This window comes from Variovorax ureilyticus (assembly GCF_050632185.1).
In the GTDB taxonomy this organism is placed as follows: domain Bacteria; phylum Pseudomonadota; class Gammaproteobacteria; order Burkholderiales; family Burkholderiaceae_C; genus Variovorax; species Variovorax ureilyticus_A.
On record NZ_CP192579.1, the window covers coordinates 3,126,183 to 3,139,372 of the forward strand.

16 protein-coding genes and 1 pseudogene are annotated in these 13,190 nt (G+C 66.8%); 4 read left to right on the top strand and 13 right to left on the bottom strand.

The genetic code is table 11. The features are described 5' to 3' along the window. Nucleotides 1-50 precede the first annotated feature (50 nt). From ACQ858_RS15425 to flgB, 11 genes and pseudogenes are all read right to left on the bottom strand, one after another. A complete protein-coding gene (locus ACQ858_RS15425; protein WP_431273563.1) occupies nt 51-569 on the bottom strand; it encodes a chemotaxis protein CheW in 519 nt (172 codons plus the stop codon). A gap of 52 nt (nt 570-621) precedes the next feature. Further along, entirely contained in the window at nt 622-1,605 is a 984-nt protein-coding gene (gene flgJ, locus ACQ858_RS15430) for a flagellar assembly peptidoglycan hydrolase FlgJ (protein WP_431273564.1), read from the bottom strand. 8 nt (nt 1,606-1,613) lie between these two features. After that, entirely contained in the window at nt 1,614-2,675 is a 1,062-nt protein-coding gene (locus ACQ858_RS15435; protein ID WP_431273565.1) for a flagellar basal body P-ring protein FlgI, read from the bottom strand. A gap of 139 nt (nt 2,676-2,814) precedes the next feature. Next, complete coding sequence (locus tag ACQ858_RS15440; RefSeq protein WP_431273566.1) at nt 2,815-3,462, bottom strand: flagellar basal body L-ring protein FlgH; 648 nt, start codon at nt 3,460-3,462, stop codon at nt 2,815-2,817. A gap of 118 nt (nt 3,463-3,580) precedes the next feature. After that, nucleotides 3,581-4,363 carry a flagellar basal-body rod protein FlgG gene (gene flgG, locus ACQ858_RS15445; RefSeq protein ID WP_431273567.1) on the bottom strand — a complete coding sequence of 261 codons (783 nt, stop codon included), beginning with the start codon at nt 4,361-4,363 and terminating at the stop codon, nt 3,581-3,583. Between the two features lie 46 nt (nt 4,364-4,409). Continuing rightward, the gene (gene flgF, locus ACQ858_RS15450) at nt 4,410-5,150 is read right to left on the bottom strand and encodes a flagellar basal-body rod protein FlgF (protein WP_431273568.1); all 741 of its coding nucleotides are present in this window, start codon (nt 5,148-5,150) and stop codon (nt 4,410-4,412) included. Between the two features lie 22 nt (nt 5,151-5,172). Then, nucleotides 5,173-6,405, bottom strand: coding sequence for a flagellar hook protein FlgE (flgE, locus tag ACQ858_RS15455; RefSeq protein ID WP_431273569.1), 1,233 nt, complete (start codon nt 6,403-6,405; stop codon nt 5,173-5,175). 35 nt (nt 6,406-6,440) lie between these two features. Next, nucleotides 6,441-6,893, bottom strand: coding sequence for a FlgD immunoglobulin-like domain containing protein (locus tag ACQ858_RS15460; RefSeq protein ID WP_431273570.1), 453 nt, complete (start codon nt 6,891-6,893; stop codon nt 6,441-6,443). Between the two features lie 67 nt (nt 6,894-6,960). Continuing rightward, nucleotides 6,961-7,128: pseudogene (locus ACQ858_RS15465) on the bottom strand (flagellar hook capping FlgD N-terminal domain-containing protein); the annotation flags it as partial. Nucleotides 7,129-7,154: 26 nt separating this feature from the next. After that, the gene (gene flgC / locus ACQ858_RS15470) at nt 7,155-7,550 is read right to left on the bottom strand and encodes a flagellar basal body rod protein FlgC (RefSeq protein WP_431276874.1); all 396 of its coding nucleotides are present in this window, start codon (nt 7,548-7,550) and stop codon (nt 7,155-7,157) included. Between the two features lie 38 nt (nt 7,551-7,588). Continuing rightward, nucleotides 7,589-7,996 (bottom strand): flagellar basal body rod protein FlgB, encoded by a 408-nt coding sequence (flgB, locus tag ACQ858_RS15475; RefSeq protein ID WP_431273571.1) that lies wholly within the window; start codon nt 7,994-7,996, stop codon nt 7,589-7,591. Between the two features lie 175 nt (nt 7,997-8,171). On the opposite strand from flgB, the gene flgA reads away from it, so the two are divergent. From flgA to ACQ858_RS15490, 3 genes are all read left to right on the top strand, one after another. After that, nucleotides 8,172-8,876 (top strand): flagellar basal body P-ring formation chaperone FlgA, encoded by a 705-nt coding sequence (flgA, locus tag ACQ858_RS15480; protein ID WP_431273572.1) that lies wholly within the window; start codon nt 8,172-8,174, stop codon nt 8,874-8,876. Nucleotides 8,877-8,987: 111 nt separating this feature from the next. After that, nucleotides 8,988-9,275 carry a flagellar biosynthesis anti-sigma factor FlgM gene (flgM, locus tag ACQ858_RS15485; protein ID WP_431273573.1) on the top strand — a complete coding sequence of 96 codons (288 nt, stop codon included), beginning with the start codon at nt 8,988-8,990 and terminating at the stop codon, nt 9,273-9,275. Continuing rightward, on the top strand, nt 9,272-9,727 hold the full coding sequence (locus tag ACQ858_RS15490) for a flagella synthesis protein FlgN (RefSeq protein WP_431273574.1): 456 nt from the start codon (nt 9,272-9,274) through the stop codon (nt 9,725-9,727). Before flgM ends, ACQ858_RS15490 begins: the two co-directional genes overlap by 4 nt. Before the next feature lie 12 nt (nt 9,728-9,739). Here the strand turns inward: ACQ858_RS15490 and ACQ858_RS15495 are convergent, their stop codons facing one another. After that, a complete protein-coding gene (locus tag ACQ858_RS15495; protein ID WP_431273575.1) occupies nt 9,740-10,873 on the bottom strand; it encodes a zinc-binding dehydrogenase in 1,134 nt (377 codons plus the stop codon). A gap of 62 nt (nt 10,874-10,935) precedes the next feature. After that, nucleotides 10,936-12,240: a hemolysin family protein gene (locus tag ACQ858_RS15500; RefSeq protein WP_431273576.1), complete on the bottom strand. Its 1,305-nt coding sequence runs from the start codon at nt 12,238-12,240 to the stop codon at nt 10,936-10,938. Nucleotides 12,241-12,263: 23 nt separating this feature from the next. Here ACQ858_RS15500 and ACQ858_RS15505 point away from each other — a divergent pair, with 23 nt between their 5' ends. Continuing rightward, nucleotides 12,264-13,106, top strand: a complete 843-nt coding sequence (locus tag ACQ858_RS15505) for a symmetrical bis(5'-nucleosyl)-tetraphosphatase (RefSeq protein WP_431273577.1) — start codon at nt 12,264-12,266, stop codon at nt 13,104-13,106. Nucleotides 13,107-13,190 lie beyond the last annotated feature (84 nt).

Below are 13,190 nucleotides of genomic sequence, written 5' to 3' on the forward strand. Positions count from 1 at the left end.
CGTTGTCTCCTCCAAAGAGGCTTGTTTGTCCGCTTTGCGCGATTGCCGTCTCAGGCGGCGAGCTTCTCGATCAGGCCCATTTCCTCGCTGGACATCAGCCGGTCGATGTCCACCAGGATCAGCATCCGCTCCTCCAGCGTGCCCAGGCCGATCAGATAGTCCGTGTCCAGCACCGAACCCATCGCCGGCGCCGGCTTGATCTGCTCGTGCGACAGCGTGATCACGTCCGAGACGCTGTCCACCACCATGCCCACCACTCGCCCGCCGATGTTCAGCACGATCACCACCGTGAACTGGTCGTAGCTGGGCGTTCCGATCCCGAAGCGGATGCGCATGTCGATGATCGGCACGATGATCCCCCGCAGGTTCACCACCCCCTTGATGAATTCCGGCGCATTCGCTATCCGCGTCACCGCGTCGTAGCCGCGCAGTTCCTGCACCTTCTGGATGTCGATGCCGTATTCCTCGTCGCCGAGGGTGAAGGTGACCACCTCCAGCCGGCCCGCATCGGCGAGAGACTGAGAAGCGGCACCGCCCGAGCGGGGCTGAAGGGTCGTGATCTCTGCCATGGGGCTCCTTTTTGCGTTGGCTGTGAGAAGGGGTTTGTTGGCTATCGGCAGGTCAGCCGAACTTCTGCATGATCCGGACGAGCTTCTGTCCGTACTGCGGATCGGTGGCGTAACCCGCACGCTGCAGGCCGTGTGCGGCCTCGGCCGGGTCGCCGGCGGTGACCACGCCCGCATAGCGCGGGTTGCGGGTCATGAAACGCGCGTAGTCGGTGAAGGCTTCCTCGTAGGAGTCGTAGGCCCTGAACTTCGCGCGCACGCGCTGCGGCTCGCCGTCGACGTACTCGGTGGTGGTGGTCTCGACCACGCGGCCCTGCCAGCTCTTGTCGGCCTTGATGCCGAAGAGGTTGAAACTCGGCGTGCCGTCGTCGGCGCGGATCTCGCGCTTGCCCCAGCCCGATTCGAGCGCGGCCTGCGCGAGGATGAGCGGCGCCGGCACGCCGCTGGCCTCGCTCGCAGCCTGTGCCGATGCACCCATGCGATCGACGAAGGCGTCCACATGGCCCTGCAGCGACGCGGTCGCGGCCGAGCTTGCGCCGCGGTCGTTGTTCACCTGATAGAGGCCGAGGTCGACGCGCGTGGACGGCGAAGGCGCCGAGCCGAGCGGAATACCCGAGTCCGCCTTGAGCGGCAGTCCACCGCGCGGCAGGAGCGACATCGGCGCTGCCTCGACATCCATGTTGGTCGACCCCGATGCGACCTGCCGCTGGAGCTGCACCAGCATCGCCTCGGCCAGGCCGACCCCGCGACCCGAGAGGTTCTGCGAGAGCTGCTGGTCGAGCATCGAGGTGTAGATCTTCTCGCTCTGGCTGTCGAACAGGCCGCTTTGCGGCGTCGCCTCGCGCATGCTCTTGAGCACCATGTTCATGAACATCGCCTCGAACTGGCGCGAGGCCTGACGAAGGCCTTCTTCCGGCGAGGTGCGGGTGGTGCGCTTGAGCGCATCGACGCCCTGCACGTCGAGCGCGAAGCGCTGGTCCAGCGCGCCGCTGCGGCTCGTGTCGGCGGCGCTCGAAGCAGGCATTGCAGTGATCGCCATGCCGGGGCTCAGATAATTTCGAGCTCGGCGCGCAGAGCGCCGGCGGTCTTCATGGCCTGCAGGATGGACACCAGATCCTGCGGATTCGCGCCCAGCGCATTGAGGCCCTTGATCACGTCGGCCAGCGAAGCGCTGCCGCGCACCATCTGCAGCGCACCGCTGCCCTGGGTCACCGAGATCTCCGACTGCGCCGCCTCGACCGTTCGGCCGCGCGAGAACGCCTCGGGCTGGCTGACCACCGGCTCGGTGTTGATGACCACCGACAGGTTGCCGTGCGCCACCGCGCATTCGCTCACGCGCACCGACTGGTTCATGACCACGGAACCGGTGCGCGCGTTGATGACCACGCGCGCAACGGCCTGCGTCGGCGTGACTTCGAGGCTTTCGAGGCGCGCGAGGAAGCCGACGCGCTCCCGCGGCGATTGCGGCGCACGGACCTGGATCACACGCGCATCCACCGCATCGGCCGTTCCGGAGCCGAACTGGCGATTGATGGCTTCGACGGTGCGTTGCGCCGTGCCGAAATCCGACCGCGTGAGCTCCACCGTGAGCGCGCCCTCGCCGCCCACGGTGGACTCCACCGTACGCTCGACGATCGCGCCGGCTGGAATCCGGCCGGAGCTGAGCTGGTTGATCTGCACCTTGCTGCCGTTGGCCGATGCACCCGCGCCGCCCACGACCATGTTGCCTTGCGCGATCGCGTAGACCGCGCCGTCGGCGCCCTTGAGGGGCGTCATCAGCAGCGTGCCGCCGCGCAGGCTCTTGGCATTGCCCATCGACGACACCGTCACGTCGATCGCCTGCCCCGGCCGCGCGAACGAAGGCAGCGTCGCCGTGACCATCACCGCGGCCACGTTCTTGAGCTGCATGTTCACGCCCTGAGGAATCGTGATCCCGAGCTGCTGCAGCATGTTGTTCAGGCTCTGCGTGGTGAACGGCGTCTGCATCGTCTGGTCACCCGTGCCGTCCAGGCCCACCATCAGGCCGTAGCCGATCAACGGGTTGTCCCGAACCCCCTGGATCGTCGCCAGCTCCTTGAGCCGCTCCGCATGCACAGGACCAACAAACAAGAGCGCGCAAGAGAAAGCGAGCGCAGCGAAGCGACCGTTGTTGAAACGCCGTGGAACCGGCTTTGCCGGTCCACCGGCGTTGCCCCCTGCAAGGGGTGCAGAGCCACACGAAGTGGGCGAGACTGGGGGTGTGTCATATCTAGAAGGGGGCAACATTCAGGAAGAAGCGCTGCAGCCAACCCATGTTCTGCGCTTCGTCGATGTAGCCCTTGGCCGTGTATTCGATGCGCGCATCCGCCACCTGGGTCGAAAGCACGGTGTTGACGCCGGTGACGGTGCGCGGGTTCACCACACCGGAGAAGCGGATGAATTCCGTGCCCTGGTTGATGCCCATCTGCTTCTCGCCGCTCACCAGCAGGTTGCCGTTGGGCAGCACGTCGGTCACGGTGACCGTGATCACGCCGTTGAAGGTGTTGGCTGCATTGGCGCCGCCCTTGGCAGTGAGCGCGTTCGTGCCGGCGAGCTTCGCGTCCTGGTTGTCCAGGAGGCCGCCCAGCACCTTCGGGATCGGGTTGAAGGCCGCGGTCATGCTTCCATTGCGGCTCGCGTTCGCGCCCGAGTTCTTGCTCGCGTTGAGCTTTTCGCTGATGACGATGGTCAGGATGTCCCCGACGCTGCGCGGCCGCCGATCCTCGAACAGCGCGATGCCGCGCCCGTTGTCCTGGAAGATCGCGCCCGAACGCGACCGGTTCGGCAGCTGGTTGATCTCGTCGGCACGCGCGGTCATCGGCTGATGGACCAGCGGATCGCGCGGAATCTGCGCGCAACCGGCGAGCGCCACCGCCAAGAGCGACAGCGCAGCACCCCCGAAGCGGGAAACCCCGCGGAACCGGCTTTGCCGGGCCGCTGGGGTTGCCCCCTGCAAGGGGTGCAGAGCCACACGAAGTGGGCAAGGCTGGGGGTGTTCACAGCTGCGCGAGACGGGCCAGCATCTGGTCGGAGGTCTGGATCGCCTTGCTGTTGATCTCGTACGCGCGCTGCGTCGCGATCATGTTGACCAGCTCTTCGACCACGTTGACGTTGGACGCCTCGGTGTAACCCTGCGTCAGGATGCCCGCGCCATCGACGCCGGGGTTCACGACATTGGGCGCACCCGACGAATCGGTCTCGGTGTAGAGGTTCTCGCCCATGCTCTGCAGGCCCGTGGGATTCAGGAAAGTCGCGATCTGGAGCTGGCCGACCTGCACCGTCGCCTGGCTGCCGGCCTGCGTGACGGACACGATGCCGTCGCGGCCGATCGTGAGGCTGGTGGCGTTCTGCGGGATGTTGATCGCGGGCTCGATCGTGTAGCCGCTCGCGGTCACGAGCTGGCCGTCGGCGTTCGTCTGGAACGAGCCGTCGCGCGTGTAGGCCATCGTGCCGTCGGGCATCTGGACCTGGAAGAAGCCCGATCCGTTGATGGCGACGTCCTTCGGGTTGTCGGTCTTGGTCATGTTGCCCTGCGAGTGCATGCGCTCGGTGGCGACCACGCGCACACCGGTGCCGACCTGCAGGCCCGAAGGCAGGCGCGTCTGGTCAGAGGACTGGCCGCCGACCTGGCGGATGTTCTGGTAGAGCAGGTCCTCGAACACCGCACGGCTCTTCTTGAAGCCGGTGGTGGACACGTTGGCGAGGTTGTTGGAGACGACGTCGAGTTGCGTCTGCTGGGCTTCGAGGCCGGTCTTGGCCACGTAGAGGGAACGAATCATGGAGGGGGCTCCTGCGGGGTTGCTGCGGGGTACTGCGGATGGGGGATCAGCCGTAGGCGAGCAGCTTGTTGGCCGACTGCGCGTTGATATCGGCGGACTGGATGGACTTCATCTGCATCTCGAAGCTGCGTCCGTTGGCGATCATGGCCACCATGGCTTCGACGGGATTGACGTTGCTGCCTTCGATCGCGCCGGCCGCGACGGTCACCGCGGCGTCGGCCTGGGCCGGCGGCAGGCCCTGGCGCATGCGGAACAGACCGTCCTCGCCACGCTCCAGGTTGGCGGTCGGCGGGTTCACGAGCTTCAGGCGGCCGACCACGTTCAGGCCGGTCAACGGATCGCCGGGCGTGTGCGCGGTGATGCTGCCGTCGGCCGCGATGGTCACGGACGACCCCGGCGGGATCACCAGCCCGCCGCCGTCGCCGACCACGGGGCGTCCGCCCATGGTCGTGACCCGGCCGTCGGATGCCACCTGCAGGTTGCCCACACGGGTGTAGGCCTCGCCGGTCGGCGTCTGGACCACCAGCCAGCCGTCGCCGCGCACCGCGACGTCGAGCTCGCGGCCGGTGTCCGTCACCGGACCTTGCCGGAAGTCGGCGCCCGGCGTGGTCGCAACCACGAAGGCGCGCGTGGGCGATTCCTCGCCGACCACGGGCACTGCCCGGAAGGCGTTGATCTGCGCACGGAAGCCCGGCGTCGACACGTTCGCCATGTTGTTGGCGACCGAAGTCTGTTGCTCCATGGCCTGCTTGGCGCCGCTCAACGCGACATACAGCATTCGATCCACTGGTGACTCCTGGCTCGTCGCGTCAGCGCATGTTCATCAGCGTCTGCGTGACCTGATCCTGCGTCTTCAAGGTCTGCGCATTGGCCTGGTAGTTGCGCTGCGCGACGATGAGGTTGACGAGTTCCGAGGTCAGGTCGACGTTCGACGATTCGAGCGCACCCGAGGCGAGCGAGCCGAGCTTGCTTCCCTCGGCCGGCGTGCCGGTCAGCGCGGCGCCGGAGGCCTGCGTCTCGGCGAACACGTTGTCGCCCTTGGGCTCCAGGCCGTTGGGGTTCGCGAACGACGACAGCACCACCTGGCCGAGCAGCTTGGTCTGCTCGTTGGAGAACTTGCCGGTGATGGTGCCGTCGGCGTTGATCGAGAACGAGGTGAGCTGGCCGGAGGCGTAGCCGTCCTGCGCGAGCTTGCTCATGCCGTTGGCCGCGCCGACCTGCGTGGTGCCGCTCAGGTCGACCGTGATGTTCGACGCGGCGGCACCGTTGGTGTAGGTCAGGCCCGGCAGCGTGATCTTGCCGCCCGCCGGCGCGGTGAGGTTGCCGTTGCTGTCGAAGGTCAGCGAACCCAACGGCGAGCCGGCCGGTGCGGGCGCAGCCTGTTGAATCTGGGTGCCGTCGATCGTGCCGTAGGTGTCCCACGAGTTGGCGCCGGTCTTCACGAAGTACACCGCGAGATCGTGCGGGTTGCCGAGCGAGTCGTACACCGGACCGACGGCGTTCGAGTAGTTGAAGGTGGCGGAATCGGTCGGGTCGAAAGGCGTCTTTGTCGGCACGGTGCTGCGCGAGTCGACGTTGAATTCGGCTTGCACGCCGGTGGTGGCGTTCGGCGACATCCCGGCGGTCGGGATCTGGATCGCGGAGGGCGTCCCGCCGCTGATGCCGCCGCTGGCGTTGACGCCGTAGCCGGTCAGGCGCAGGCCGGACGAGTTGACGATGTAGCCGTCCTTGTCCTTGGTGAACTGGCCGTTGCGCGAATACACGACTTCGCCGGTCGAGCTGGCGAGGCGGAAGAAGCCGTCACCATTGAGAATCGCCACGTCGAGAGGACGGCTGCTGGTCTGCGTCACGCCTTGCGTGAAGTTCTGCACCACGCCCGACACCGCGACACCGAGGCCGACGCGTGAGCCGGCATAGATGTCCTGGAAGGTGGCGGTGGAGGACTTGAAGCCCACCGTACCCGAGTTGGCGATGTTGTTGCCGATGATGTCGAGATTCGCGGCCGCGGCGCCAAGCCCGCTGATGCCCTGGGAAAAACTCATGATGGATTCCTTCGATCGAATGCGTTGGGTTGGTGTCAGAGATACATGCGCACGTCGGACAGGCCGATGCTCTGGCCGCTGCCGAGTTCGAGCGTCACGCCGCTGGCGCCCTGCTTGACAGCGGCGACCTGTGCGAACGTGAGCGCGGTCGAGCTCACCGCGGTGCTGCCGTTGGCCGCGGCGACCGTGAAGGTGTAGCTACCTGCCGGCACGGCGTTGCCCTGGTCGTCCTTGCCATCCCAGGTGACCGCGTTGACGCCCGAGTTCATCGAGCCCGCGTCGATGGTGCGCACCGTCTTGCCGCTGGCGTCGACGATCTTGATCTGCACGTCGGCTGCCGAACCCGGGAGTTCGACCCCGAAGGCCTGGGGGGTCGGGTCCGCGCCGCTCGCGGGCGTGGTGGTGGTGAGGGTGTTGCCCGGCGAGAGCACATGCGAGCCGATCAGCGAAGCGGCCTGCAGCACCTGGTTGGAGCCGGTCTGGCTCACCAGTGCCCGAGAGCGTGCTGTTGAGCTTCTCGATGCCGCTCACGGTGCTCATCTGCGCCAGTTGCGAAGTCAGCTCCGCGTTCTGCATCGGATTGAGCGGGTCCTGGTTGTTGAGTTGCGCGACCAGCAGCTTGAGGAATCGCTGCTCGTTGTCGTTGCCCGAAACGCTCGCGGTGCTGGCCGCGGCGCTGGCGGCGTTGACGCCGCTGATGGATGAGGTATCGGCGATGGCCATGGCTTTCTTCTTTCTTCGCGGTTGGATTACTGGCCGATGGTCAGCGTCTTGACCATCAGCGTCTTGGCGGTGTTGAGCACCTCGACGTTGGCCTGGTAGCTGCGCGAGGCGGAGATCATGTTGGTCATCTCCTCGACCACATTGACGTTCGGCATCGCGACATAGCCGTCGCCGTTGGCGTGCGGGTTCTTGGGGTCGTAGACCATCTTGGCGGGCGACTGGTCCTCCACCACGCGGGAAACCTGCACGCCGCCGATGTCCTGCTGGCCCGACGGCGCGACTTCGAAGACCACCTGCTTGGCGCGGTACGGCTGGCCATCGGGACCCGCGACGCTCTCCGCGTTGGCGAGATTGCTCGCGGTCACGTTCATGCGCTGCGACTGCGCGGTCATGGCGGAGCCCGCCACGCTGAAGATGTTCATGGAAGCAACGGGGAGTGGCATCGGATGGCTCCTCTTGCTTATTGCTGGACGGCAGCCAGCATGGTCTTGATCTTCGCGCTCAGGACCGTGAGGTTCGACTCGTAGCGCAGCGCGTTGTCGGCGAAGTTGATGCGCTCCACGTCCATCTCGACGGTATTGCCGTCGATGCTCGACTGCGTGGGCACACGGTAGAGAAGGTCCTGGTCGGGCATCGACTTGGCCTCGCCCGCGAGGTGTCGCGACGAGGTGGTGCTCATCGCGAACGACTGCGCCTGGCGGCCCTGTTCGACGGCCTGCGAGAGCCTGCTGCTGAAATCGAAGTCGCGCGCCTTGTAATTAGGCGTGTCGGCGTGGGCGATGTTGGCTGCCAGCACTTCCTGGCGCTCGGCCCGCAGATTGAGGGCTTCGCGGTTGAAGCGAAGCGCTGCATCCAGCTTGTCGATCATCTTCTTTCCATCCTTTGTGGCGTCGCGTCCGCACTGGGCATGGCGACAGATGGAAAGCGAGTCTATGCACGAGACGTTTTTGCAATGGGCCGAACAAAGGGGGTTTTAGCCAGCACTTCGCCACTTCGCCTCAATGGGTGTCTTCCTAGAATTCCCCGGCAACACTTCGACTCCCATGGACCAACGCAAGACCTTCAGTCGCCTCCTCCGTATCGTTCTGCCGGCGTGCATGGCGGGCGTCGGCGCGGCTTCGTTCGCGGCTTCCCAATTGCCCGAGGAGGCGCGCGAGGCCGTGGAGCGCTACCTCCAGGCGCAGACTGCGGGCCTCCCGGGCAAAGCCATGGTGACGTTCGCGCCCACCGCCGGTGCGCTTCCACCGTGCAGCGACTTCGAGGCCTTCATGCCGACCGGCACGGCGCCGCGGGGACGTGTGTCCATCGGCCTGCGCTGTCGCGGCGAGAAGCCGTGGACCCGCTTCGTTTCAGCCAACGTGGCCGTGGAAGGCCGCTATTTCGTCGCGGCACGCGCGATCGAGCCCGGCATGACGCTCGGCGCCGGCGATTTCATCGAGCGCACCGGCGATCTCACCGCGCTGCCGCGCTCGGTCCTCACCGATGCGACCGCCCTGCGCGGCGTCACCAGTGCCCAGCGCATCGCAGCCGGTGCGCCGCTGCGCAAGGAACAGATGCGCAGCATGATCGTGATCCAGCAGGGACAGACGGTGCAGGTGGTCGCGCAAGGCGCGGGTTTCACCGTCAGCACCGAAGGCAAGGCCATGACGCGCGCCGAAGTGGGCGCCGCCGTGCAGGCCAAGACGCGCGACGGCCGTCTGGTGAGCGGCATCGCCGACGAAGAAGGCCAGATCCGGCTCGCGCAGTAGCGGAATACGTAGGGAAACGTAGTGGTCTTCATGGATCGTCAATGCGGCCTTCGAGCCCTAAAGTTCCGGACCGTTGCGCCGATATAGGGGCGAGCCCTTTGAGGAACCATCTTGAAAATCAATCAACCAGCGTCTTCGGCGACGCCTCTCATCCGCCACGCGAAGTCAGGCTCCGCGTCGGCGGCCCCTGCTGGAGCCGCCTCGTCGAAGGACGCCGTACAGATGTCGGCGCAGGTTCACGCGCTGCCGGAGGCCAACGGCGGTGATTTCGACGCCGCCCGCGTCGCGGCGATCCGCGAGGACATCCGCGCCGGGCGCTACCAGGTCAACCCCGAGCGCATTGCCGACGGCCTGATGGACAGCGTGCGCAACCTGCTCGATTCCGGAAAGAACTCATGAACACGATGCTGCTGTACCTTCATGCGGAGAAATCCTGCGTCGAGGAGTTCCTGGTGCTGCTCGCGCAGGAAGAGAGCGCCATGACGGAGCGCCGCTTCGGCGACCTCGAGCAGATCACCGAACAGAAGGTGCAGTTGCTCAACCGCATCGCCGAAATCGACCGCCAGCGCGAAACCGCGCAATCGGCGCTTGGCTTCGAGCCCGGCGCGGCAGGTGCGGATGCCGCCGCGGCGGCCGGCGGCGAAGCCACTCGCCAGGCCTGGCAAGCGCTGCAGGAACTGGCCCAGAAGGCCCGCGCCCAGAACCTGCGCAACGGATCGATCGTCCATACCCACCTGGACTTCACGCACAAGGCGCTGCAGTTCCTGCAGTCGAGCGTGCAGCTCTTCTACGGGCCGGACGGCAACCGCAAGACCACGTCCGGCGGCGGCACGCGACTCGCGATGGGCTGAGCCCGCGAACGATCACTTGTTGGGATTGAGCAGGTACTTCTCGCCCGTTGCCTGCTTCGAATAGACGGCGATCTCATCGAGCGAGAGCGCTTCGACCATCGACACTTCCTTCGTGTAGCGGCTCGCGAAGGTCGTCTTCAGTTCGGCCGCCACGCGCGCCTTGAGCTTCGCGGCGCCTTCCGGGCCGATCTTCATCAGGAACGGGAACAAGAGCCAGCCCCCCATCCCCCAGCTCATGCCGAAGCCGCGCGTGAACTCGGTCGGACCGCGATCGAGCCCGCCGTAGATGTAGACCTGCTTGTGCGTGCTGGTGCCGTAGCGGCTGTATTCGGTCGCCGTCTTCACGAGCGCCGCTTCCATGCAGTTGAGGATCTGGCCGGCCAGCTTGCCGCCGCCGGTTGCATCGAAAGCCAGCGTCGCGCCGGTCTCGACCAGCGCATCGGTCAGCTCCTGCATGAAGGTTGGCGAACTGGCATTGCACACGTACTTCGCCCCGATGGCGCGCAGGATGTCTTCCTGCTCCTTCTTGCGCACGATGTTGACGAGCGGGATGCCGTCCTTGATGCAGATCCGGTTGAGCATCTGCCCGAGGTTCGATGCCGCCGCGGTGTGCACGAGCGCCTTGTGGCCTTCGCGCCGCATCGTCTCGACCATGCCGAGTGCCGTGAGCGGGTTGACGAACGAGGAAGCGCCTTCGGCCGGTGTCGCACCTGCCGGCAGCGCCATGCATTGCGCGATGTCGATGCAGCGGTATTGCGTGTACATCGCGCCGCCGATCATCGCCACCGCCTTGCCCAGCAGGGCCTGCGCTTGCGGCGAAGCACCGGCTGCCACGACGATGCCTGCACCCTCGTTGCCGACCGGCATGGACTGGTCCGCGCGGCCGGCCATGCCCTTCATGGCCACTTCGGGGATGGTTGCGGTCACGAGGGGCCGCTCCGGCGTCCCCGAGGCCTTCGCGGTGCGTAGGTCCGCCGCACCGAACAGCAGACCCAGGTCGGATGGGTTCATCGGTGATGCCTCGACGCGCACCACGACCTCGTTCGCGGCGGGCTGCGGGAGGGCATCTTCCTGAAGCGAGAGTTCCAGTTCGCCGATGCTGCGAACGAGGGAACGGATCTGCAGGGTCTTGCTCGGCACGGTCATGGCGGGTCTCCGGAAGGGGGCCGGCCAGTATAGGAGCGGGGTCGGTTCTTCGCTCAGGGCGCCTATTCAGGCGCGCGCGTATCGGCACGCGCCAGCACGCGGTCGATCCGCCTGCCGTCGAGCGCGGCCACCTCGAAGCACCAGCCGGCGCAATCGATGCGCTCGCCGACCTCCGGCAACTGGCCCGAGACGAACATCAGGAGGCCCGCGACGGTGTTGTAGCGGCCGCGGTCCTCGTCCGGCAGTTCGCGGATGCCGAGCCGCGCGCGCAGCTCCGACACGGGCATCAGGCCATCGAGCTCCCAGATACCGTCGGCGCGCTGCCGCGCCCAGGCCTCGGCGTGCGTCGGCACCTGCAGCTCGCCGGTGATGGCCTCGAGCAGGTCGCGCGGCGTCATGAGCCCTTGGACCACGCCGTATTCGTCGACCACGAACACCAACCGGCCGGCGTGCGAACGGAACTGCTCGAGCAGCTCCATGCCGGTCAGCGTCTCGGGCACGAACACCGCGGCCTGCACCGCTTCTCCCACCGTGCCCTGATGCTCCGGGCCGAGCTTGAGAAGATGCGCGACGCTGGTGACGCCCACCACGTCGTCGAGCGAATTGCGGCACACCGGATACCACGAGTGAATCTGGTCACGCGCGCCCGCTTCCGACACCCACCGCAGGCTCTGGGCGATGGTCAACGAGGCATCGAGCCATTCGATGTCGGCGCGGGGCACCATCAGCGAAGTCAAGCGACGGTCGTCGAGGTGGAACACGTTGCGCACCATCTGGTGCTCGTGCATCTCGATCACGCCGGCATCGACGCCCTCCTCCAGGCTCGCGGAGATCTCCTCCTCGGTCACCAGACGGGCGGCGCTCGTGTCGATGCGCAGCATCTTGAGCATGGCCGAGGTCGCGCTCGACAGCAGCAGCACGAAGGGCTTGGCGATGGAAGCGAGCCCGCGCATCGGCCGCGCCACGTAGCGGGCCACGGGTTCGGGATAGAGCTGCCCGATGCGCTTGGGCACCAGCTCGCCGAAGATGATCGTGAAGAAGGTGATGCAGGTCACCACGAAAGCGGTCGAAGCGACGCTGGCGGCGCCCCGGCCCAGGCCCATCTGCTCCATCCAGGCGCCGAGCGGCTCGGCAAAGGCGGCCTCGCCGACGATGCCGCTGAGCATGCCGATCGAAGTGATGCCGATCTGCACCGTGGAGAGGAACTGCGTCGGGTTTCCCATCAGCTTGAGCGCCGCGGCGGCGCCCGCATCCCCCGTTTCCGCCAGCGCAGCAAGGCGCGCGCGGCGGCTGGTGGCGAGGGCCATTTCGGACATTGCGAACAGCGCGTTGAGCGTGGTCAGCAAGGCCAGGAGGAGAACGTCCATGAACGCAGGAGAGAATGGGAATCATGGCACTTTACTTGATCGGTGATCTGCAGGGCTGCGACGAACCCCTGCAGCGCCTGCTGGACGCGATCGCCTTCTCACCCAGCCGCGACAGGCTGCTCGTGCTTGGCGACCTGGTCAATCGCGGGCCCGCATCGGCGAAGGTCCTGCGGCGCATGCAGGGCTATGGCGACGCGGCGCAGAGCTTGCTCGGCAATCATGACCTGCATCTCCTGGGCGTCGCGCACGGCGCGCGCAAGGTCGGGCGCAAGGACACGCTCGCCGCCGTGCTGGAGGCGCCGGACCGCGAGGCGATGCTCGACTGGCTGCGCCACCAGCACATGGCCGTGCGCCACGACATCGGCGGCGGCACGCTGCTGACGGTGCACGCGGGCGTGCTGCCGCAATGGACGGTCGATGACACGATGCGCGTTGCGGCCGAGCTCGAATCGGCGCTGCGCGGACCGGACGTCGCGGACTTCTTCCGCACCATGTACGGCAACGAACCTGCCCGATGGAGCGATTCGCTGACCGGCGCCGAGCGCCTGCGCGTGATCGTCAACGCGCTGACGCGGATGCGCTACTGCACCGCCGAGGGCGTGATGGAGTTCGAGTCGAAGGACGCGCAGGCCGGTGCGCCCAAGGGCTTCATGCCATGGTTCGACGTGCCGGGCCGGAAGACCGCCTCGGCCACCGTGGCCTTCGGGCACTGGTCGACGCTGGGCTGGCTGTCCCGGCCGGACCTGATCTCGACGGACACCGGCTGCGTCTGGGGCGGCTGCCTGAGCGCGGTGCGGATCGGCCAGACACCGCAAGACCGGGAGCTGATCCAGGTGAAGTGCCCGCAAGCCCAGAAACCAGGCTGATCGGGAAACGCCGAGGAACCGGCTCCGCCGGGCCGCTGGAGTTGCCCCCAGCAGGGGTGCCCGAGCTACACGCAGTGAGCGAGG